Annotated in this window: 19 protein-coding genes; 6 read left to right on the top strand and 13 right to left on the bottom strand. The window is 76.2% G+C overall.

Going from position 1 to position 19208, the window contains the following annotated elements:
* The 5 genes from WA616_RS23620 to glnA form a co-directional block, all read right to left on the bottom strand.
* A partial coding sequence (locus WA616_RS23620) for a CDGSH iron-sulfur domain-containing protein (protein WP_336033712.1) occupies window positions 1–363 on the bottom strand: 363 nt, incomplete at its 3' end.
* 43 nt (window positions 364–406) lie between these two features.
* Entirely contained in the window at window positions 407–1234 is an 828-nt protein-coding gene (locus tag WA616_RS23615; protein ID WP_336033710.1) for an aquaporin, read from the bottom strand.
* 120 nt (window positions 1235–1354) lie between these two features.
* A complete protein-coding gene (locus WA616_RS23610) occupies window positions 1355–4450 on the bottom strand; it encodes a bifunctional [glutamine synthetase] adenylyltransferase/[glutamine synthetase]-adenylyl-L-tyrosine phosphorylase (RefSeq protein ID WP_336033708.1) in 3096 nt (1031 codons plus the stop codon).
* Between the two features lies 1 nt (window position 4451).
* Window positions 4452–5189: a type 1 glutamine amidotransferase gene (locus WA616_RS23605; protein WP_336033707.1), complete on the bottom strand. Its 738-nt coding sequence runs from the start codon at window positions 5187–5189 to the stop codon at window positions 4452–4454.
* A gap of 249 nt (window positions 5190–5438) precedes the next feature.
* Window positions 5439–6779 (bottom strand): type I glutamate--ammonia ligase, encoded by a 1341-nt coding sequence (gene glnA, locus WA616_RS23600; protein WP_336033705.1) that lies wholly within the window; start codon window positions 6777–6779, stop codon window positions 5439–5441.
* Window positions 6780–6928: 149 nt separating this feature from the next.
* Between glnA and WA616_RS23595 the strand changes: the two genes are divergently transcribed.
* Entirely contained in the window at window positions 6929–8767 is a 1839-nt protein-coding gene (locus WA616_RS23595; RefSeq protein WP_336033703.1) for an NAD+ synthase, read from the top strand.
* The gene (panB, locus tag WA616_RS23590; RefSeq protein WP_336033701.1) at window positions 8764–9594 is read left to right on the top strand and encodes a 3-methyl-2-oxobutanoate hydroxymethyltransferase; all 831 of its coding nucleotides are present in this window, start codon (window positions 8764–8766) and stop codon (window positions 9592–9594) included. Before WA616_RS23595 ends, panB begins: the two co-directional genes overlap by 4 nt.
* 64 nt (window positions 9595–9658) lie before the next feature.
* Here the strand turns inward: panB and WA616_RS23585 are convergent, their stop codons facing one another.
* Window positions 9659–10033 carry a DUF2784 domain-containing protein gene (locus WA616_RS23585; protein WP_336033699.1) on the bottom strand — a complete coding sequence of 125 codons (375 nt, stop codon included), beginning with the start codon at window positions 10031–10033 and terminating at the stop codon, window positions 9659–9661.
* A 74-nt stretch (window positions 10034–10107) separates the two neighbouring features.
* Between WA616_RS23585 and WA616_RS23580 the strand changes: the two genes are divergently transcribed.
* Window positions 10108–11223, top strand: coding sequence for a glycosyltransferase (locus tag WA616_RS23580; protein WP_336033697.1), 1116 nt, complete (start codon window positions 10108–10110; stop codon window positions 11221–11223).
* Here the strand turns inward: WA616_RS23580 and npdG are convergent.
* Genes npdG through WA616_RS23565 form a run of 3 tightly spaced genes read right to left on the bottom strand, consistent with a single transcriptional unit; the run spans window position 11210 to window position 12628 of the window.
* The gene (gene npdG, locus WA616_RS23575) at window positions 11210–11911 is read right to left on the bottom strand and encodes an NADPH-dependent F420 reductase (RefSeq protein ID WP_336033695.1); all 702 of its coding nucleotides are present in this window, start codon (window positions 11909–11911) and stop codon (window positions 11210–11212) included. The two genes, WA616_RS23580 and npdG, sit on opposite strands and share 14 nt — an antisense overlap.
* Complete coding sequence (locus tag WA616_RS23570) at window positions 11912–12097, bottom strand: hypothetical protein (RefSeq protein ID WP_336033693.1); 186 nt, start codon at window positions 12095–12097, stop codon at window positions 11912–11914.
* 60 nt (window positions 12098–12157) lie between these two features.
* Window positions 12158–12628 carry a cupin domain-containing protein gene (locus WA616_RS23565; RefSeq protein ID WP_073422293.1) on the bottom strand — a complete coding sequence of 157 codons (471 nt, stop codon included), beginning with the start codon at window positions 12626–12628 and terminating at the stop codon, window positions 12158–12160.
* A gap of 85 nt (window positions 12629–12713) precedes the next feature.
* Here WA616_RS23565 and WA616_RS23560 point away from each other — a divergent pair, with 85 nt between their 5' ends.
* Together WA616_RS23560 and WA616_RS23555 are read left to right on the top strand one after the other, a co-directional pair.
* Window positions 12714–13871: a GGDEF domain-containing protein gene (locus WA616_RS23560; protein WP_336033692.1), complete on the top strand. Its 1158-nt coding sequence runs from the start codon at window positions 12714–12716 to the stop codon at window positions 13869–13871.
* 50 nt (window positions 13872–13921) lie between these two features.
* Window positions 13922–15211, top strand: a complete 1290-nt coding sequence (locus WA616_RS23555; RefSeq protein ID WP_336033691.1) for a M24 family metallopeptidase — start codon at window positions 13922–13924, stop codon at window positions 15209–15211.
* Here WA616_RS23555 and WA616_RS23550 read toward each other — a convergent pair whose 3' ends face one another.
* The 3 genes from WA616_RS23550 to WA616_RS23540 all read right to left on the bottom strand — a co-directional run bounded on the left by WA616_RS23550 (window position 15212) and on the right by WA616_RS23540 (window position 17639).
* Window positions 15212–15637, bottom strand: a complete 426-nt coding sequence (locus WA616_RS23550) for a ChaB family protein (protein ID WP_336033689.1) — start codon at window positions 15635–15637, stop codon at window positions 15212–15214.
* Between the two features lie 75 nt (window positions 15638–15712).
* Window positions 15713–16447 (bottom strand): polysaccharide deacetylase family protein, encoded by a 735-nt coding sequence (locus WA616_RS23545; RefSeq protein ID WP_336033688.1) that lies wholly within the window; start codon window positions 16445–16447, stop codon window positions 15713–15715.
* Between the two features lie 13 nt (window positions 16448–16460).
* The gene (locus WA616_RS23540; protein WP_336033687.1) at window positions 16461–17639 is read right to left on the bottom strand and encodes an endo-1,4-beta-xylanase; all 1179 of its coding nucleotides are present in this window, start codon (window positions 17637–17639) and stop codon (window positions 16461–16463) included.
* 161 nt (window positions 17640–17800) lie between these two features.
* Here WA616_RS23540 and WA616_RS23535 point away from each other — a divergent pair, with 161 nt between their 5' ends.
* Complete coding sequence (locus WA616_RS23535; RefSeq protein WP_336033685.1) at window positions 17801–18820, top strand: LacI family DNA-binding transcriptional regulator; 1020 nt, start codon at window positions 17801–17803, stop codon at window positions 18818–18820.
* Between the two features lie 16 nt (window positions 18821–18836).
* Here WA616_RS23535 and WA616_RS23530 read toward each other — a convergent pair whose 3' ends face one another.
* On the bottom strand, window positions 18837–19196 hold the full coding sequence (locus WA616_RS23530; protein WP_336033716.1) for an acyl-CoA thioesterase: 360 nt from the start codon (window positions 19194–19196) through the stop codon (window positions 18837–18839).
* Window positions 19197–19208 lie beyond the last annotated feature (12 nt).

Below are 19208 nucleotides of genomic sequence, written 5' to 3'. Positions count from 1 at the left end.
CCCGGCCGGGTCCTGGCCGTGCACCCCGGCCGGGTCCTGGCCGTGCACCCCGGCCGGGTCCTGCCGGTGGCGCTCCCGCAGGATCGCCGCCGCGGGCCGCGGCCGGCTCGGCGCGCTGGGCGCGGAGAAGCCCGAGCGCTTGTGCGTGCCGTCGCAGAACGGCTTGATGCCCGACTTCCCGCACCGGCACAGCGCCACGGTCTTGCGTCCCGGGTCGATCTCGGTGCCGTCCTGGTCGACCAGCCGGAAGTCGCCGCGCACGATCAGCGGCCCGTCGCGGTAGGGCGTGATGGTGGCGCCGGCAGCGGCGTCGTCGGGCAGGTCGGCGTCGTCGGGCGGGTCGGCGGGCAGGGCTGAGCTCACGTCCCCAGCGTGCCCCGCCCGGCCGGGCGGCACACCCGGCGGGTCAGACGGGCCGGCGCCCGGCGTCCTCCCGCCCGGGGGTGCGCTGCCCGGCAGCGGACGGCACGTCCGCGCCGGTGGCGTCAGCGGCGGCCGCCGCCGGTGCGGCGGTCCCGTCGGCGGACCCGGCGGCTGTCCCATCGACGAGGACGGGAGCCGGCCCGGACAGGGCGCGCGCGGCGGCCACCGCCACCACGGCGCCGACCAGCGGCGCGAGCACGAACAGCCACACGTGCGCGAGCGGGTCACCGCCGGCGAACAGCGCCGGGCCGATCGACCGCGCGGGGTTGACCGACGTGCCGGTGAGCGGGATGGCCACCAGGTGCACCGCCGTGAGCGTCAGGCCGATGGCCAGCCCGGCGAAACCGGGGGCAGCCGACCGGGCGGTGACCAGCAGGACGACCAGGACGAGGACGAAGGTGAGCACCGACTCGACGACGAACGCGCCGCCGGCCGTCTCGGTGTCGCCCCAGTCGTTGGCGCCCAGCGCCCCGGTCTGGTCGGTCACCCCGCCGACGTCGCCGGTGAGCAGCCACAGCAGCGCGGCGCCGGCCACGGCGCCGGCCACCTGGGCGATCCAGTAGGCGACCGCCTCGGCGGCGGTCATGCCGCGTGAGAGCAGCACGCCGAGGGTGACGGCGGGGTTGACGTGACACCCGGAGACGGGGCCGATGGCGTAGGCGAGGGCGAGCAGCACGAACCCGAAGGCGAGCGCCACGCCCGTCGGGCCGAGCACGTCGAGGCCGGCCACGGCCGACCCGACCGCGACGACGACGAGCAGCGCGGTGCCGAGGAACTCCGCCAGGACCTGGCGGGAGAGCGTCGGGGACACGAGGACCCCACGGGGGACGTCCGCAGCCACTCCCCCGCGCCGGACCGGATGCCGGCTGCGCTGCGGGCCGGGGACAGGCTGCCAGCGCCCGCGCACGGCGCGCCAGGGGCGCCCGGCGTGTCAGGCGCCGGGCGCCTGCCCGTAGAAGACCTGCTCGACGACGGTCCGCGCGTGCCGGGTGGTGCGCCGGTACTCGTCGAGGAACTGCCCGGGGTCGACGTCGGGACCGGCGCCGCTGGCCCGCGCGACGCCGGCCAGCTCCAGCCCGGGGCGGGGCAGCTGGTCGCTGGGCCGCCCGCGCACCAGGAAGACGGCGTTGCGCGCCCGGCTGGCCAGCTCCCACGCCTCGCGCAGGGCGTCGGCCTGCTCGCCGCTCAGCAGGTCGTGCTCGGCCAGCCCGGCCAGCGCGCCCACCGTGGAGGCCTGCCGCAGCTCGGCCACCCGGGCCGCGTGCTGCAGCTGCAGCAGCTGGACCGTCCACTCGACGTCGGCCAGCCCGCCGCGGCCGAGCTTCGTGTGCGTCGCCGGGTCGGCCCCGCGGGGCAGCCGCTCGCGCTCCACGCGGGCCTTGATCCGGCGGATCTCGGCGACCTGCGCGTCGGTGAGCCCCTCGGCCGGGTAGCGCAGCGGGTCGACCAGCTCGACGAAGGCCTCCCCCAGCTCGGCGCTGCCGGCGACGGGGGTGGCGCGCAGCAGCGCCTGCACCTCCCACACCGACACCCAGCGCTCGTAGTACTCGCGGAAGGCGTCGAGGCTGCGCACCAGCGCGCCCTGGCGGCCCTCGGGGCGCAGGTCGGCGTCGACCTCGAAGGCCGGGTCGGGCGCGGGCTCGCCGAGCAGCCGGCGCAGCGTGTGCGCGACGGCGTTGGCCGCCTGCGTCGCCCGCGACTCCTCCGTGCCCGGGCGCGCCCGGTGGACGAACAGCACGTCGGCGTCGGAGCCGTAGCCCATCTCGCCGCCGCCGAGCCGGCCCATGCCGATGACGGCGAGCTCCATGGGGACGTCGGCGGGGTCGGTGCCGGTCTCGCGCGCCCAGGCGCGGACGGCGGTGTCGAGGCCCACCTGCAGCGTGGCGACGGCGACCGCGGTGAGCGCCTCCCCCACCCGGCCGACGTCGAGGCGCCCCAGCAGGTCGGCGGAGGCGATGCGCAGCAGTTCCTGGCGGCGCAGGCCGCGCAGCACCCGGATGCCGGCCTGCGGGTCGGGCGCGCGCCCGGCCGCCTGCCGCCAGGCGCGGGCCAGCGTCTCGACGCCGCGCGGCTCGAGCTCGTCGTCGTCGGCGAGGATCCGCATCGCCTCGGGCGTGCGGGTGAGCAGCGCGGCCACGTACTGGCTGGACCCGAGCAGCCGGGCCAGCCGCTCGGCCACCGACCCCTCGTCGCGCAGCAGCCGCAGGTACCACTGGTCGCCGCCGAGGGCCTCGCTCACCTGCCGGTAGGCGAGCAGCCCGGCGTCGGGGTCGGCGCAGTCGGCGAGGGTCTGCAGCACCACCGGCAGGAGGTAGCGCTGCATCGACGCCGACCGCGACAGCCCACCGGTGAGGGCGGCCATGTGCCGCAGCGCCCCCTGGGGGTCGGCGAAGCCCAGCGCGCGCAGCCAGTCGCCGGCCGCCCCGCTGCCCAGCTGCGCGGCCTCGGCGGGCACCTTGGCCACCGCCGACAGCAGCGGCCGGTAGAAGAGCTTCTCGTGCAGCCGCCGCACCTCGCGCGTGTGCAGCGCCATCTCCGCGCGCAGCACGTCGACGGCGGTGCCGCGGGCGTCGGGCTTGTAGCCGAGCGAGCGCGCGAGCCAGCGCAGCTGCTGCTCGTCGGTGGGCAGCAGGTGGGTGCGCCGCAGCCGCAGCAGCTGCAGCCGGTGCTCGACGGTGCGCAGGAAGCGGTAGGAGGCGATGAGCGTGTCGGCGTCGTCGCGGCCCACGTAGCCGCCGGCGCGCAGCGCGTGCAGGGCGGGCAGCGTGCCGCCGACCCGCAACCGCACGTCGACCCGGCCGTGCACCATCTGCAGCAGCTGGACGGCGAACTCGACGTCGCGCAGTCCGCCGCGGCCGAGCTTGATCTCCCGGTCGGCCTGGGCGGGCGGGATGTTGTCCTCCACCCGCCGGCGCATCGCCTGCACGTCCGCGACGAACCCGGGGCGCTCGCCGGCCTGCCAGACCATCGGGAACAGCTCGTCGACGTAGGCGCGGCCGAGGTCGGGGTCGCCGGCGACCGCGCGCATCTTCAGCAGCGCCTGGAACTCCCAGGTGCTCGCCCACTGCCGGTAGTAGGCGACGTGGTTGGCCAGCGTCCGCACCAGCGCCCCGGCCTTGCCCTCCGGGCGCAGCGCGGCGTCGACCTCCCAGGCCGCCTCGTGGCAGATGCGCATGAGCGCGGCGGCCACCCGGGTGGCGCTCTGCACGGCCGGGGCCTCGGGGTCGCTGGGGTCGACCGGCTCGGCGACGAACACGACGTCGACGTCGCTGACGTAGTTGAGCTCCCGCCCGCCGGTCTTGCCGAGCGCGATGACCGCCAGCCGGCACGGGGCGGCGCTCGCGGGCTGCTCGGCGACGGCGAGTGCCAGGCCGGCGGTGAGCACCGCGGCGGCGATGTCGGCGAGCTCGGCGGCGACGTCCTCGGCGGGCAACCCCTCGCCCAGGTCGCGGCCGGCGAGGGAGAGGACGGCCCGGCGGTAGGCCGCGCGCAGCGCCGCGACCCGCTGCGGCGACGCGTCGGGCGCCGCCTTCCCGAGGCGCACGCCCCAGGGCGGGTCGTCGGGGTCGGCGCCGACGGCGGCCAGCATGTCCCGCTCGATCGCGTAGGCGGCCGGGCGGACGGGGCCGTGGTCGGCGTCGTCGAGGACGGACCAGTCGGCGGGGTGGGCGGCGAGGTGGTCGGCGAGGCCGGCGCTGGCGCCCAGCAGCGACAGCAGCCGGCTGCGCAGCGCGCCGGACCCGCGGAGCCGGGCGAGCAGGCCCGCCGCCGCGCCGCCGGTGTCGTCGGCGGCGTCGAGGGCCTCGACCAGCCGCGACAGCGACCGGACGGCGAGGTCGGGGTCGCCGGCGCGGGCGAGCGCGGAGACGACCGGGCCGGCCTCGAGGTCGGCGGGCTCGTTGCGGTCGAGGTCCCACAGGCCCAGCGCCGGGTCCGACAGGAGCAGCGCCGCCTTCTCGCCGTCGTCGAAGCCGAAGCGGGCCAGCCGCACCACCGCGCGGCGCGGCACCTCGCGGGAGGCGGTCACGTCAGACGGTGGCGCCGCGGGCCGCGCGGACCAGGTCGGCGAAGCGGCCGGCGAACGGCGCCCAGACCGCCTCGACGTCGGGGTGCACCGCGGCGGCGCGCTCGGCGATCTCCGCGGCGTCGAACGGGGTGGCGGCCACGCCCACGGGGTCGCCGTCGGCCCACGCGCGGACGATCTCCGGCGTCGTCTCGACGTGGAACTGCAGCGCGTAGCACGCCCGGCCCACGCGGAAGGCCTGGTGCGGATAGCGCACGCCGGCGGCGAGCAGGGTGGCGCCGGGCGGCAGCTCGGAGATCTCGTCGTGGTGCCACTGGACGACGTCGGGGCTCAGCGGCACCGGGCCGAACAGCGGGTCGGTCTCGGCGGCGTCGCGCTTGGCGACCAGCCCGGCACCGACCTCGGGGCCGTCGACGCCGACCCGCACCCGCCCACCGCCGGCCTGCGCCATGAGCTGCGCGCCGAGGCAGACGCCCAGCGCCGGCGCGTCGGTGGCGATCGCGCGGCGCAGGAGCTCGCGCACGGGCTCGAGCTCGGTGGCGGCGGCGTCGACGCTCGACTGCGGGCCGCCCATCACCAGCAGGCCGTCGTGCCCCGACAGGTCCGCGGGCAGGGCGTCGCCGGCGCCGAGGTGCCGCTCGTCGAGGTCGAGGCCGGCGGCGCGCAGCCACTCCCCCAGCCGGGCGGGTGGCGCGGTGTCGCTCGGGACGACGACGAGCAGGTGGGCGGCGGTCTCCGGCACGACGCCGAGGTTAGTGCGCCGCCGTCCCCCGGCCCGTCAGCCGCCTCCCCGCCCGCCCGGCGCGGCCGCCTCCGCCGGCCTTCCGCGGGCGAGAGGCGGCACGTGCCCCCGGCCGGGTCCGCCGGAAGGGCCTTTGTCGCGCTCTTGGCCCTCACCGGCCCGCACTCTCGGGGCGCTTTACGTGCTCCTGCGGTCCTGCAGCACCGCAGTAGCACGAAGAACACCCCAGGAGCGGAGCGCTGTCGGCCGCTACAGGCCGGGGAGGTAGCGCTTGAGCTCGAAGGGCGTCACGTTCTGGCGGTAGGAGTTGAACTCCTCCCACTTGTTGCGGAGGAAGAACTCGAACACGTGCTCGCCGAGGGTCTCCGCGACCAGCTCGCTGCCCTGCATCGCCGTCAGCGCCTCGCCGAGGGACACCGGCAGGTCCTCGTAGCCGGCGGCGCGGCGCTCGGTGTCGGTGAGCGACCAGACGTCGTCCTCGGCCTCGGGCGGGAGCTCGTAGCCCTTCTCGATCCCGCGCAGCCCGGCGGCCAGCAGGACGGCGAAGGTCAGGTACGGGTTGCACGCGGAGTCCGGCGAGCGGACCTCCACCCGCGCCGACTGCGCCTTCGACGGCTTGTACGACGGCAGCCGCACCAGCGCCGAGCGGTTGGCCCGGCCCCAGGTGGCCGCCGTCGGCGCCTCGGTGCCGGCCAGCAGCCGCCGGTAGGAGTTGACCGTCTGGTTGGTGACGGCGGTGAACTCGCGCGCGTGGGTGAGCAGCCCGGCGATGAACTGGCGCCCGGTGGCCGAGAGCTTGATCGGGTCCGACGGGTCGTGGAAGGCGTTGCGGTCGCCCTCGAACAGCGACACGTGGGTGTGCATCGCCGAGCCGGCGAGGTCGGTGAACGGCTTGGGCATGAACGTGGCGTGCACGCCCTGGGCGAGCGCGACCTCCCGGACGACGTGCCGCAGCGTCATCACGTTGTCGGCCATCGACAGCGCGTCGGCGTAGCGCAGGTCGATCTCCTGCTGGCCCGGCGCGACCTCGTGGTGGCTGAACTCCACCGAGATGCCCATCGCCTCCAGCGCGAAGACCGCCTCGCGCCGGAAGTCGTGCGCCACGTTGTGCGTGGACAGGTCGAAGTAGCCGCCGTTGTCGGCGGGCCTCGGGGCGCTGCCGTCGGTGGGCAGGTCCTCGAGCAGGAAGAACTCGACCTCGGGGTGGGTGTAGAAGGTGAAGCCCATGTCGGCGGCCTTCGACAGCGCCCGCCGCAGCACGTGCCGCGGATCGGCCCACGACGGCGACCCGTCGGGCAGCGTGATGTCGCAGAACATCCGCGCGGTGTCGCTGGCACCGCCCTTGGTCGCCGGCATCACCTGGAAGGTGCCCGGGTCGGGCTTGGCGAGCATGTCCGACTCGTAGACGCGCGCGAAGCCCTCGATCGCCGAGCCGTCGAACCCGATGCCCTCGGCGAAGGCGGCCTCGATCTCGGCCGGCGCGACCGCCACGGCCTTGAGGTAGCCCGAGACGTCGGTGAACCACAGCCGCACGAAGCGGATGTCGCGTTCCTCGAGGGTGCGCAGGACGAACTCCTGCTGTCGGTCCATGCTGGCCATGATCGGGTCCGCTCGTTTCCAGGGTGTGACGTCGCTGCACACCCTGCCCGGTCCGGCGGTCGCACACACGGGCGGGCGGCACCGTGTCGCCGGGGAGCCCGTGTGGCCGCCCGCGGACGGCGACGGCGAGACTGTGGCCCGTGGACGGTTCCGTGCAGCTGAGGGTCGCGATGGCCCAGGTCGACACCCGCGTCGGCGACCTCGAGGGCAACGCCGCGCTGGTCGTCGCGTGGGCCCGGAGGGCGGCCGACGACGGCGCGCACCTCGTGGTGTTCCCCGAGATGACGCTCACCGGCTACCCGGCCGAGGACCTGGTGCTCCGCGAGTCGTTCGCCGAGGCCAGCGAGCGGGCGCTCGTCGATCTCGCCGCCACCCTGGACCGCGAGGGGCTCGGCGAGGTCGCCGTCGTCGTCGGGTACCTGGCGCACACCGAGGGCTCGGCCACGGTCGACACCGCGCCCAGCGACGAGGAGACCCTCGACGAGGAGCGCCCCGGCGACGCCAACCCGCGCCGCATCCAGCCCCGCAACGCCGCCGCCCTGCTGCACGGCGGGCGGGTGGTGGGCCGCTACGCCAAGCGGCACCTGCCCAACTACGGCGTCTTCGACGAGGCGCGCTACTTCGTGCCCGGCTCCGAGCTGCAGGTGGTGCGCTTCCGCGGCGTCGACGTCGCGCTGACCATCTGCGAGGACCTCTGGGTCGAGGGCGGCCCGTGCGGCGTGGCCGGGCAGGCCGGCGTCGACCTCGTCGTCTCCCCCAACGCCTCCCCCTACGAGCGGGCCAAGGACGACCTGCGGCTGCCGCTGGTGCGCCGCCGCGCGGCCGAGGCGAACGCGCCGGTCCTCTACTGCAACCAGGTCGGCGGGCAGGACGAGCTGGTCTTCGACGGCGACTCGCTCGCCGTCTCCGCCGACGGCGAGCTGCTCGCCCGCGCGCCGCAGTTCGTCGAGCACCTGCTCTGCGTCGACCTCACCCTCGACCGCGGCCGGGTGACGCAGCGCCGCGAGGGCCGGATCGGGCCGATGACGGTCACCCGCACCGTGCTGTCCGAGGAGCCGGTGCCGGCGTTCGAGCCGCGGGCCGGGCACGTCGCCGAGCCGCTGTCCGACCCCGAGGAGGTCTGGCGGGCGCTGGTCCTCGGCCTGCGCGACTTCATCGACAAGAACGGCTTCCCGTCGGTGGTGTTCGGGCTCTCCGGCGGCATCGACTCCGCGCTGGTGGCCGCGCTCTCCGTCGACGCCCTCGGCGCCGACCGGGTGCACGGCGTCGCGCTGCCGTCGCGGTGGTCGAGCGAGCACTCGCTGTCCGACGCCGAGGACAGCGCCCGGCGGCTGGGCCTGCACTTCTCCACCGTGCCGATCGCGCCGATGGTCGACGCCTTCGAGTCGCAGGTGGAGCTCTCCGGGACCGCGGCGGAGAACCTGCAGGCCCGCATCCGCGGCACGCTGCTCATGGGCCTGTCCAACCAGCACGGGCACCTGCTGCTGGCCACGAGCAACAAGAGCGAGGTCGCCGTCGGCTACTCGACGCTCTACGGCGACGCCGCGGGCGGGTTCGCCCCGATCAAGGACGTCCCCAAGACGCTCGTGTGGGAGCTCGCCCGCTGGCGCAACGCGTACGCCCGCGAGCGCGGCGAGACCGAGCCGATCCCGCAGAACTCCATCGACAAGCCGCCGTCCGCCGAGCTCGCGCCCGGGCAGAAGGACAGCGACTCGCTGCCCTCCTACGAGGAGCTCGACGCCGTCATCGGCGACTACGTCGACCGCGACCTCGGCATGGCCGCCCTGCTCCAGCGCGGCCACGACCCGGAGGTGGTGGCGCGGGTGCTGCGGCTGGTCGACATCGCGGAGTTCAAGCGCCGGCAGTCCGCGCCCGGTACCAAGATCAGCCTCAAGGCGTTCGGCCGCGACCGGCGCCTCCCGATCACCAACCGCTGGCGGGAGAGCCTGCCCAGCGTCCGCGAAGGAGCCCAGGCGTGAGCGAGTCGGTGCTGTACGGCGGGACGTCGTCCGCCCGGGTGCGCATCCACCACCTGCAGCAGGCCAAGGCGCGCGGCGAGAAGTGGGCGATGCTCACCGCCTACGACACCTACAGCGCGCAGGTGTTCGAGGAGGCCGGCATCCCGGTGCTGCTCGTCGGCGACTCCGCGGGCAACGTCGTCCTCGGGCACTCCTCGACCGTGCCGGTGACCGTCGACGACCTGCTGCTGCTGACCAAGGCGGTCACCCGCTCGACGCAGCGGGTGCTGGTCGTGGCCGACCTGCCGTTCGGCAGCTACGAGTCCGGTCCGCAGCAGGCGTTCGAGACGTCGGTGCGGATGATGAAGGAGGGCGGCGCGCAGGCCGTCAAGCTCGAGGGCGGGGTGCGGGTCGCGCCGCAGATCCGGCTGCTGACGGAGAACGGCGTCCCGGTGATGGCGCACGTCGGCTTCACGCCGCAGAGCGAGCACGCCCTCGGCGGCTTCCGGGTGCAGGGGCGCGGCGCCGGCGCCGACCAGCTGCTCGAGGACGCCCTCGCCGTGCAGGAGGCCGGCGCGTTCGCCGTCGTCCTGGAGATGGTGCCCGCCGACGTCGCCCGGCGGGTCACCGCCGAGCTGTCCATCCCGACCATCGGCATCGGTGCGGGCCCGGACTGCGACGCGCAGGTGCTCGTGTGGCCGGACATGGCCGGGCTCAACGGCGGGCGGGTGCCGAAGTTCGTCAAGCGGTACGCCGACCTGCGCGGGGAGCTGCTGCGCGCGGCCCGCGAGTACGCCGACGAGGTCCGCGGCGGCGTCTTCCCCGGCCCAGAGCACTCCTTCGAGTAGCCCCGCGCCGCGGTGATGTGCGCCGGCGGCGCGTTCTCGTCCGAGGACGCGCCGCAACCGCACGTCACCGGCGCAGCGGCCGGTGCACGACCGCCCGGCGGAGCAGCAGGCCGTAGCCGAGCGCGTTGAGGCCGATCGCGACGGCGTACATCCCCACCTGGACGGCGGCCGAGCGGACGTCGAGGCCGACCGGCCCGAACACGAACTCCCCGAGGAAGCCGCCGTCGTAGGGCGCCGCCCCGCCGGCCGCCCGCAGCGCGAGCTCCAGCGTGGTCAGCGGGCACGGCGCTCCGGCCAGGTTGACGGCGAGCACGGCCAGCGCCACCGGCGCGTGGAGCACCACCAGCCGCGGCCACCGGAGGGCCAGCAGCGAGCCCGTGAGCATGAACAGGACGACGGCGCCGTGCAGCACCGCCATCGCGCCCGCGAGCACCAGCACGACCCCATGGTCGCCTGCGCAGCGGCGCGGGGGAACGCCTTGTGCGGCCCGAGGACGGCGGCCAGCCTGACCGCGTGCGCGTCCTGGTCGTCGCCTCGCCCCTGACCGGCCACGTCCTGCCGCTGGTCCCGCTCGCGCTGGCGATGCGCGACGCCGGCGCCGAGGTCGTGCTGGCCACCGCGGGCGACGGCCTGGCCGTCTGCCCGCCGGAGCTGTCGCCGGCCGACGTCGCACCCGGCCTGCGACTCGGGCCGCTGTTCGGCTCGCTGATGCTGCGCCACCCGCTGCTCGCCCGGCGGGAACTGATCGGCCGGGGCGGCACCGACGCCGTCGGGCTGCTGTTCGGCCGGCTCGGCGCCCGCACCGCCCGCGGCGTCGTCTCGCTGGCCGCCCGCCTGCGCCCGCACCTGGTCGTGCACGAGCCGCTCGCCCCGGCCGGCGCCGAGGCCGCCGCCCGCCTCGGCGTCCCCGCGGTGCTGGTGGAGGGCAACCTCTTCGACGCCGGTGTCCTGCGCGAGGCGGCCCTCGGCGTGCACGCCCGCGCCCGCCGGCTGGGCGAGGTGCCGCCGCCGGTGGAGGTGGTCACCACCGCGCCGCCCAGCCTGGTGGGCGAGCGCGCGGGCCGGCCGATGCGCTTCGTCCCGTGGACGCCCGAGCGGCCCTCCGACGGGCGGTTCGCCGAGCCCGGGCCGCGGCCGCGGGTGCTGGTCAGCCGGAGCACCGTGGCGGCGCCGGGCCGCGACCGGCTGATGGCCGACGTCGCCGCCGCGGCCGCCGGCACCGGCCTCGACGTCGTCCTCGTCCGACCCGACCGGGAGGCGACCCGTCGCCCACTCCCGCCCGAGGTCACCACGACGGGCTGGCTGCCGTTCCCGCGGGTGCTCTCCGCCGCGGCGGGCGTCGTCCACCACGGCGGTGCCGGGACCCTGCTCACCGCGCTGGCCGCCGGGGTGCCGCAACTGGTGGTCCGCGGTGCCGGCGACCGCCGTACGAACGCCGACCTGCTCGCCGCCCGCGGCGCCGGCCTGGCCGCCGACCCCGGCGAGGTGACCGGCACGCACCTGCGCCGGCTGGCCGGCGATCCCGCCCTCCGGGCTGCGGCGCGCGAGGTGGCCGCCGAGATGGCCGCCATGCCCGCGCCGGCCGAGGTGGCGCCCGCGCTGCTGGAGCGGGCCCTCAGACGTCGGTGACGCGCAGCCCCGCCGCCGCGCCGTACCGCTCGTCGACCGAGCCCAGCACCACGGCCATCGCCTCCAGGTGGCGGGCGTTGCGCAGCGGCCCGGCGTACACCCCGCGCATCCCCGGGAGCCGCCCGGCCAGCGCCTGGGCGGTGGCGGTCGCCGCGGCGTCGTCGCCGGCCACCAGCACGTCGGCGTCGACGGTGGGGCGGGCGAGGTCGGCGAGCGCCGCGACCGGCACGGTGTGGAACGCCCCGACGACGGCGGAGTCGGGCAGCAGCGCGGCGGCCTGCTGGGCGGCGCTGCCCTCCTCGACGTCGACGAGGTAGGTGCCGAGGTCGTCGGTGCCCACCGGGACCACCGCGTCGACGACGACCTTGCCCGCCAGCGCCTCGGCCAGGCCGCGGACGGTGCCGGCGTGCTCGGCGAAGGGCACCGCCACGACGACGAGGTCGGCCGCGCCGGCGACGTCGGCGTCGGCCCCGCCCTGCACCGGTCCCTCCCCGCCGCCGGCCGCGGACGCGAGGCCCGCCACCTCCGCGGCGACGGCGCGGGCGCGCTCGGCGTCAGCGTCGCCGAGCAGCACCCGCTGCCCGGCGGCGGCCAGCCGCAGCACCAGCCCGCGCCCCAGCGGGCCGGCGCCCCCGAGCACCCCGACGAGCAGGTCGTCGACCGGCCGGTCGGCCGCTGCGGAGGTCACTCAGTCGCCCTCCCGCCACTCGCGGTCCTCGGCGTCGAGGCGCTCGTTGCGGTCGGCCACCGACTGCAACGCGTGCTCGGCCTCCTCGCGCGTCGCGTACGGGCCGAGGCGGTGCCGCTCGGCGCAGCCGTCACGGGTCTCCACGGCGTGGTGCTTCAGGCAGTAGAACCACGGTCCCTGCGCCATCGCGGCGCACCTCCTCGTCTCGGGGTGTCGCGAGGAGCCGTGCCCAGCCGGTCCCCGTGCTCAACCCTCCACCATCACCTGGTCGTGCCGCGCGTAGAACGCCGTCATCTCCTCCGGCGAGGGCCGCCGGCCGCTGCGGCGCATCTCGGCCATCTCGGCGAAGAACTCCTCGCGGGCGATGCCCGGGGTGAACAGGATGAGGAAGGACGCCGGCTCGTCGGAGTCGTTGCGGAAGCCGTGCACGCCGCGCTCGTGGGCGAGCGCGAAGTCGCCCGGACCGCAGGTGCGCCACTCCCCGTCGGCGTGCAGGGTCAGCCGGCCGGAGAGCACGTAGAAGGACTCCGAGAAGGTCTGGTGGTAGTGCGGCGCGGCGCCGGGCGAGTGCGGGCCGAGCCGGTACTCGACCAGCCCGAACCGGCCGGCGGTGACCTTCCCGGGGGCCACCATCCGCAGGGCGGCGGTGCCGGCCTCGGCCAGCGGGTGGTCGGCGAGCAGCCGGAGGTCGACGAGTGCGGGGTCGGGGTGCGACATGCCGGGGAGCCTGGCACCGCCGGGCGTGTCGCGGACCGCGCGCGCGACCTCCCTCTGAGGCCCTGACGTGCGGCATCCTCACGCCGTGACCTCCGACCGACGCTCCGTCACCGGTGTCGCGCAGCCGTCCGCCGGTGGGTCCGCCGGCTCCGACCGCCGGGTCACCGCCCTCGCGCTCGCGGTGCTGCTGGTGGTCGGTGGCGGCATGGGCCTGCTGAACCTCGCGCTCGACGGCGTCGTGCGCGAGGGCGCCGTGCGCTGGACCTACGGCCTCACCATGGCCACCCTCCTGGTCGCGGCCCTCGTGCTCGCGGTGCGCCGCCGGGTGGACCGCTGGTCGACCTTCGGCCTGGTGCTGCTCGGCGAGGTCATCTACGCCGTGGTCGCGCTGTGCATCGAGGACCCGGTGCGGCACGCGACGCCGATGATGCTGCTGTTCGTCGCGCTCACCGCCGCCTGGTTCCTCGACGGCTGGATGTTCGCCGTCTCGCTGGCGGTCACGCCGGTGTCGGTCCTGGTCGCCATGGCCGGCAGCTATCCCGACCGGGTCGACCTCGCCGTCCAGGTCGTGGTGCACGCCGGGATGCTCGACGTCGTCGCCACCGGGGTGTTCCTGCTGCGCCGCCGCGTGCAGCGGCTGCTCGTGGCCACCGAGGAGCTCTCGCAGCGCGACCCGCTGACGGGGCTGGCCAACCGGCGGCACCTGGTCGAGCAGGCGCCGCGGCTGTGGCGCCACGCCCGCCGGGAGGGCCTGCGGGTCGCCGCGCTGGTGATCGACCTCGACCACTTCAAGCAGGTCAACGACGTGCACGGCCACGCCGCCGGCGACGCGGTGCTGCGCGCGGTGGCCGACGCCCTCGGCCGCAGCGTGCGCCCCAGCGACGTGCTCGCCCGGCTCGGTGGCGAGGAGATGGTCGTCCTCGGGCTGGTGGGCGACCCCGGGGAGGCGGGCCGGCTCGCCGAGCGGCTGCGGCACGCGGTGTCCGCCGCCCGCACCGACGTCGGGCACGCCGTCACCGCCTCGATCGGCGTCGCGCTCACCCGGCCCGCCGACGGCGACGACGCCGCCGCGGAACTGTGGTGGCTGGTGGACCGGGCGGACGCCGCCATGTACGCCGCCAAGCAGGGCGGCCGCGACCGGGTGGGATGGCCGGCGCCGCCGCGGCCCCGCCCCGCGCCACGCGACGAGCGGGTCGACCCGCCGACGGTCCCCGGCCCGGCGCTGCCCTCCGACGCCGGCTGACCTCTCGTCCCACCCGGTGGGGATGGCGTTTCTCTGCTTCCCTGTCCTACATGACGCTGGTCGTCCCGGACCCGACACGGACGGTCCCGCTGCCGCTGCGGCAGCAGGCCGACGTCCGCGACCGGTGGCTGACCCAGCGCCTGCTCGACCTGCTGCCCGGGCTCATGGACCGCGCCGGCATCGACCTGTGGATCGTCACCGGCCGGGAGAACAACGAGGACCCGGTGCTCGCCACCCTGCTGCCGGCCAGCTGGCTCTCGGCGCGCCGGCGCACCGTCCTCGTCCTGCACCGCAGCGACGACGGCGTCACGCCCGTCGCGGTCTCCCGCTACCCGGTGGGCCAGTTCCTGGCCGGCTGGGCGCCCGGCGACGGCGGGCAGTGGTCCGCGGTCCGGCGGATCGTCGAGCAGGCCGCCCCGCGCCGGATCGGCGTCGACGTCTCCGGCCGCTGCGCGGCGGCCGACGGGCTGTCGGTGGCCGAGCACCGCGCGCTCACCGAGGCCCTCGGCCCGTGGGCGGACCGGGTGGTGTCGGCGGAGGACCTCGTCGTCGGCTGGCTGGAGACGCGGCTGCCGGAGGAGGTCGCCGCCCTCGACGCGCTCAACCGGCTCACCGACCGGGTGCTCGCGCACGCCCTCTCCCCCGACGTCGTCGTCCCGGGCTCCACGACGGCCGCCGACCTGGCGTGGGCGGTGCACCAGCGGCTGGCCGACCTCGGCGTGCCGCCGTGGTTCCACCCCGGCGTGACCGTGCAGCGGGCCGGTGTCCCGCTGGCCGACGACGGCGGGACCGCGCTGCCGTCGCTGCCCCAGGACACGGTGCTGCGGCCTGGCGACCTGGTCACCTGCGACGCCGGCCTGGCGAGCCTGGGCCTGGCCACCGACCTGCAGCGCAGCGCCTACCTGCTGCGGGAGGGCGAGACGGCGCCGCCGCCGGGGCTGCAGGCGGCCTGGACCGCCGGCACCCGGGTGCGCGCGCTCACCGCCGAGGCCCTCGCGGCCGGCCGCACCGGCGACGAGGTGCTGGCCGCCGCCCGCGCCGCCGCGGCCGCCGAGGGCCTCGACGCGGAGGTCTACTCCCACCCCGTCGGCGTGCACGGGCACGGCGCGGGCCCGGCGATCGGCCGCTGGGACCGTCAGGACGGCGTCCCCGGCGACGGCGAGCGGGTGCTGCGCCCGGCGACCGTCTTCGCCCTCGAGCTGGCCGTGCGCGTGCCGGTGCGCGAGTGGGGCGGCCAGTGCGTGCGCCTGGCGCTGGAGGAGGGCGTGGAGCTCACGCCCGCCGGCACGGTGTTCCTCGGCGCCCCGCAGCGGGAGCTCTGGACGCTGCCCGCCGGCTAGCTAGCCCTCGCGCGCCTTCCGGGTCTCGCGGTCGCTCGCCTTCTGGATGGCGTCGACGAGCTCGTCCTTGGTCATGGACGACCGGCCGTGCACGTCGAGCCGCTTCGCCACGTCCATGAGGTGCTCCTTGGTGGCGTTGGCGTCGACGCCGCCCCTGGTCTCCCGGTCGGTGTCGGCGCCGCCCTCGGCCTGCGCGTCGGAGGGGCCGTTGTGGTCCTTCGGCTCCCAGTGGTCGCCGACCTTCTCGTGGGTGTGCTTGACCGCCGCCCACGCCACCCGGTTGGCGCGCTGCTCGTCGCCGTCGTAGCTCTCCGCGGCGGAGTCGTGCGCCTTGGCGAAGGTGCGCTGCGCCTTCTCGTCGGAGCGCTGCAGGGTGCTGGGGATCTCGTCCTGCTTCGCCTTCCCGCTCTTCGTCGTCTTCGGCATGGGACGGACCTACCCAGCCGCGACGCCGGGGAACGGCGGGCTGCCCGGCCGGGGTGCGGCCGGGCAGCCCGTCGGTCAGCCCCGGCGGTCGGGCTTGTGGAACCGCCAGCCCTCGGCCCGCAGCTCCGGGACCACGCGCGCCACCGCCTCGACGGTGCCGCTGCGGTCCATCACCGGCCCGTCGTGCAGCAGGACGACGGCGCCCGGGTTGGCCCGGATCCGCGACTCCAGCCGCTCGGTGAGCACGTCGGCGTCCTGGGTCTCCCAGTCCTCGATGGTCACCGTCCAGCCCAGCGGCTGCATGCCCAGGTCCGCGGCCACCTGCGCGCTCTGCCCCCACGACCCGTACGGGGCGCGGAAGTACGGGATGGGCGCGCCGGGCGCCACCTCCCGGATGAGCGCCGAGGTGGCCTCGAGGTCGGCCCGGACGGCCTCCGGCGTCCAGGTGGCGAGGTCCTCGTGGTGCATCGTGTGGTTGCAGAGGGTATGCCCCGCCGCCACGATCTGCCGCACCAGGTCGGGGTTCTGCCGCACCACGTCACCCCAGAGGCAGAACACCGCCTTCACGTCGTTCTCGGCCAGCACCTCGAGCAGCCGCGGGGTGTCGTGCGGGTTCGGTCCGTCGTCGAAGGTCAGGGCGGCGACCTGCCCGCCCAGCCGCGTGGTGGTGACGACGTCGGCGGTGGCCGGGCCGCCCTGGCCGGGGCCCGCCCCGGTGCCGCCGGCCAGCGCCGGGGCGGCGCCGGACAGCAGCGCCCCGACGGCGAGCGGAACGGCGAGCAGGCGCAGGCGGGTCCGCCTCGAGGTCATCGCGCTCCCCCGCTCAGTCCTGCGCCGCGGCGAGGGTCTCGTGCAGCGCCCAGTACGCGGGCTTGCGCTCGTAGTCCTCGAACATGACGTTCGCGGCACCGGTGCCCTCGAAGAAGTAGGGCACCCACGAGTACTCGTCGGTGAAGCCCCAGATCGTGAAGGAGTTGCACTCCTCCACACCGAGGCAGGCCTCCAGCGCCTGCTGGTACCAGTCGGCCTGCTGCTCCAGCTGGGCCTCGGTCGGGCCGCCCTCGGCGACCGGCATGCGGACGTCGAGCTCGGTGACCGCCGTCTCCAGGCCCAGGTCGTCGAAGCGCTGCAGGTTCTCCTGCAGGGAGGCCGGGAACGAGTACTCGAAGCTCAGGTGCGCCTGGACGGCGAAGCCGTGCAGCGGCACGCCCTGGGCGAGCAGGTCCTGCGCGAGGGCGTAGTAGGCGTCGCTCTTGGGCCCGATGTGCTCGACGGCGTAGTCGTTGAGGAACAGCGTCGCCTGCGGGTCGGCCTCGTGCGCCCAGCGGAACGCGTCGGCGACGATGCCCGGCCCGAGCCGCTGGATCCAGAAGTTCTCCGGACGCAGCCGCGGCGTCGCCGCGTCGGTGAAGATCTCGTTGGCGACGTCCCACTGGTCGATGCGGCCCGCGTAGCGGCCGACGACGGTCCGGATGTGGTCCTCGAGGATCTGCCGGAGCTCGGCGTCGTCGATCTCGCCGCTGGCCACGCCCTCGGTGAGCCACGCCGGGTTCTGGCTGTGCCACAGCAGGGTGTGCCCGCGGACGGCCTGGCCGTTGCGCTCGGCGTTCTCGACGATCGCGTCGGCCGGGCCCCAGTTGTACTGGCCGCGCTCGGGCTCGAGGAACTCCCACTTCATCTGGTTCTCGGGCGAGACGGAGCTGAACTCGGCATTGAGGATCCGCCGGTACTGCCGGTCGTACGTGAACGGGTCGGGGTAGCCGGCCGTGACGTGGTGCCCGCCGCCGGCGGCAGCGGTGCCGATGACGAGGTCGTCGGGCGCGACGGTGCGCAGGCCGTTCTGCTTGGCCTGGCCGTACGACTGGTCCTCGTTGGCGTGCGGCGGCGGGCCCTGCGGACCGGGCGCGGCCGACGCGGGGAGCACCGCGGCGGCCAGCAGGAGGGGCGCGAGCCCGAGCCCGACGGCGCCGCGGGCGAGGGTGCGGTTGCGAGAGGAACGCATGCGGGGAGGACCTTCCGGGAGGAGCGACTCTGCTTTTCGGAATGTTCCGGAACATGAGCCACGTTACGAACCCGACCCGGACGGGTCAAGGCCGACCCCGGGTCCGGCCGGTGCCGGAGGCGGCAGCCCTAGGCTGACCAGCACCGAGGCAGGAGGCACGCGTGTCCGAGAGTCAGGGCCGAGCCGTCACCATCGCGGCGATCGCGGCGGAGGCGGGCGTCTCCCTGCCCACGGTGTCCCGGGTGCTCAACGGGCGCTCCGACGTCGCCCCGCACACCCGCGAGCGGGTCGAGGCGCTGCTGCGCGAGCACGGCTACCAGCGCCGCGGCGGCCGCCCGCGGGAGCGCGCCCGCCTGGTCGACCTGGTGTTCAACGACCTCGACAGCCCCTGGGCGCTGGAGATCATCCGCGGCGTCGAGGACGCCGCGCACGCCGAGGGCGTCGGCACCGTCGTCTCGGCCATCCACCGCCGCGTCAGCGCCACCCGCGCGTGGCTGGAGAACCTCGCCGCCCGCGCCAGCGACGGCGTCATCCTGGTGACCAGCGAGCTCGACCCGGTGCTCGGGTCGGAGCTGCGCGACCTGCAGGTGCCGGCCGTGGTGATCGACCCGGCGGGCGTGCCCTCCCTCGACGTCCCCACCGTCGGCGCGACCGACTGGGCCGGCGGCCTGAGCGCCACCGACCACCTGACCGGCCTCGGGCACCGGCGCATCGGCTTCGTCGGCGGGCCGGCCCCGCTGTGGTCCAGCCGCGCCCGGATGGACGGGTACCGCGCCGGCCTGGGCGCGGTCGACGTCGCCGTCGACCCCGACCTCGTCGTCGAGGGCGACTTCGGCTACCGCTCCGGGTCGGAGAGCGGCGAGCGCCTGCTGGCGCTGCCCGACCGGCCGACGGCGGTGTTCGCCGCCAACGACCAGATGGCGCTCGGCGTCTACGAGGCCGCACGCCGCCGGGGCCTGCGGGTGCCCGAGGACCTCAGCGTCGTCGGCTTCGACGACCTGCCGCAGGCGCAGTGGTCCTCGCCGCCGCTGACCACGGTGCACCAGCCGCTCGCGCAGATGGGCACGCTGGCGGCGCGCACCGTCCTGCGGATGGTGCGCGGCGAGCCGGTGGAGACCCCGCGCATCGAGCTGGCCACCCGCCTGGTGGTCCGGGACAGCACCGCTCCCCCGGCCGGCTGACCCCGCCGGAGCGGGGTCAGCCCACCTGCCAGCGCGCCCAGTGCGCCCGCTGCGCCTCGGTCATGGGCGCGGACCGGTCGGCGGCGTAGTCGAAGGTGACCAGCACCATCTCCGCGCGCAGGGCCACCTCGCCGTCCTGGGTGAGGTCCTGGCGCATGCCGATCGAGCTGCGGCCCAGCCGGGTCACCGTGCTGGTGACCGTCAGGTGCTCGGCCACCCGGTAGTGGACCTGCCGCAGGTAGTCGATCTCCAGCCGGGCGAGGATGATCCCCGCGCCCGGCGACGGGTCGGCCATCGCCAGGCGGGCGTCCTCGAGCAGCCCGAGCACCCGGGCGTGGTTGACGTGGCCGAACACGTCGGTGTCCGACCAGCGCAGCTGGACCGGGTG

This window comes from Geodermatophilus sp. FMUSA9-8 (assembly GCF_037034165.1).
Taxonomy (GTDB): Bacteria; Actinomycetota; Actinomycetes; order Mycobacteriales; family Geodermatophilaceae; genus Geodermatophilus; species Geodermatophilus nigrescens.
The sequence above is the reverse complement of the archived record's forward strand: the minus strand, read 5'-3'. Positions and strand labels throughout refer to the sequence as shown.

What these genes read in the sequence shown, in the direction of transcription:
- WA616_RS23570 (WP_336033693.1), bottom strand. Translation starts at nt 12,097, where the DNA reads ATGGCGCAGGGACCGTGGTTCTACTGCCTGAAGCACCACGCCGTGGAG.
- WA616_RS23555 (WP_336033691.1), top strand. Translation starts at nt 13,922, where the DNA reads ATGACGCTGGTCGTCCCGGACCCGACACGGACGGTCCCGCTGCCGCTG.
- WA616_RS23550 (WP_336033689.1), bottom strand. Translation starts at nt 15,637, where the DNA reads ATGCCGAAGACGACGAAGAGCGGGAAGGCGAAGCAGGACGAGATCCCC.
- glnA (WP_336033705.1), bottom strand. Translation starts at nt 6,779, where the DNA reads ATGGACCGACAGCAGGAGTTCGTCCTGCGCACCCTCGAGGAACGCGAC.
- WA616_RS23565 (WP_073422293.1), bottom strand. Translation starts at nt 12,628, where the DNA reads ATGTCGCACCCCGACCCCGCACTCGTCGACCTCCGGCTGCTCGCCGAC.
- WA616_RS23545 (WP_336033688.1), bottom strand. Translation starts at nt 16,447, where the DNA reads ATGACCTCGAGGCGGACCCGCCTGCGCCTGCTCGCCGTTCCGCTCGCC.
- WA616_RS23540 (WP_336033687.1), bottom strand. Translation starts at nt 17,639, where the DNA reads ATGCGTTCCTCTCGCAACCGCACCCTCGCCCGCGGCGCCGTCGGGCTC.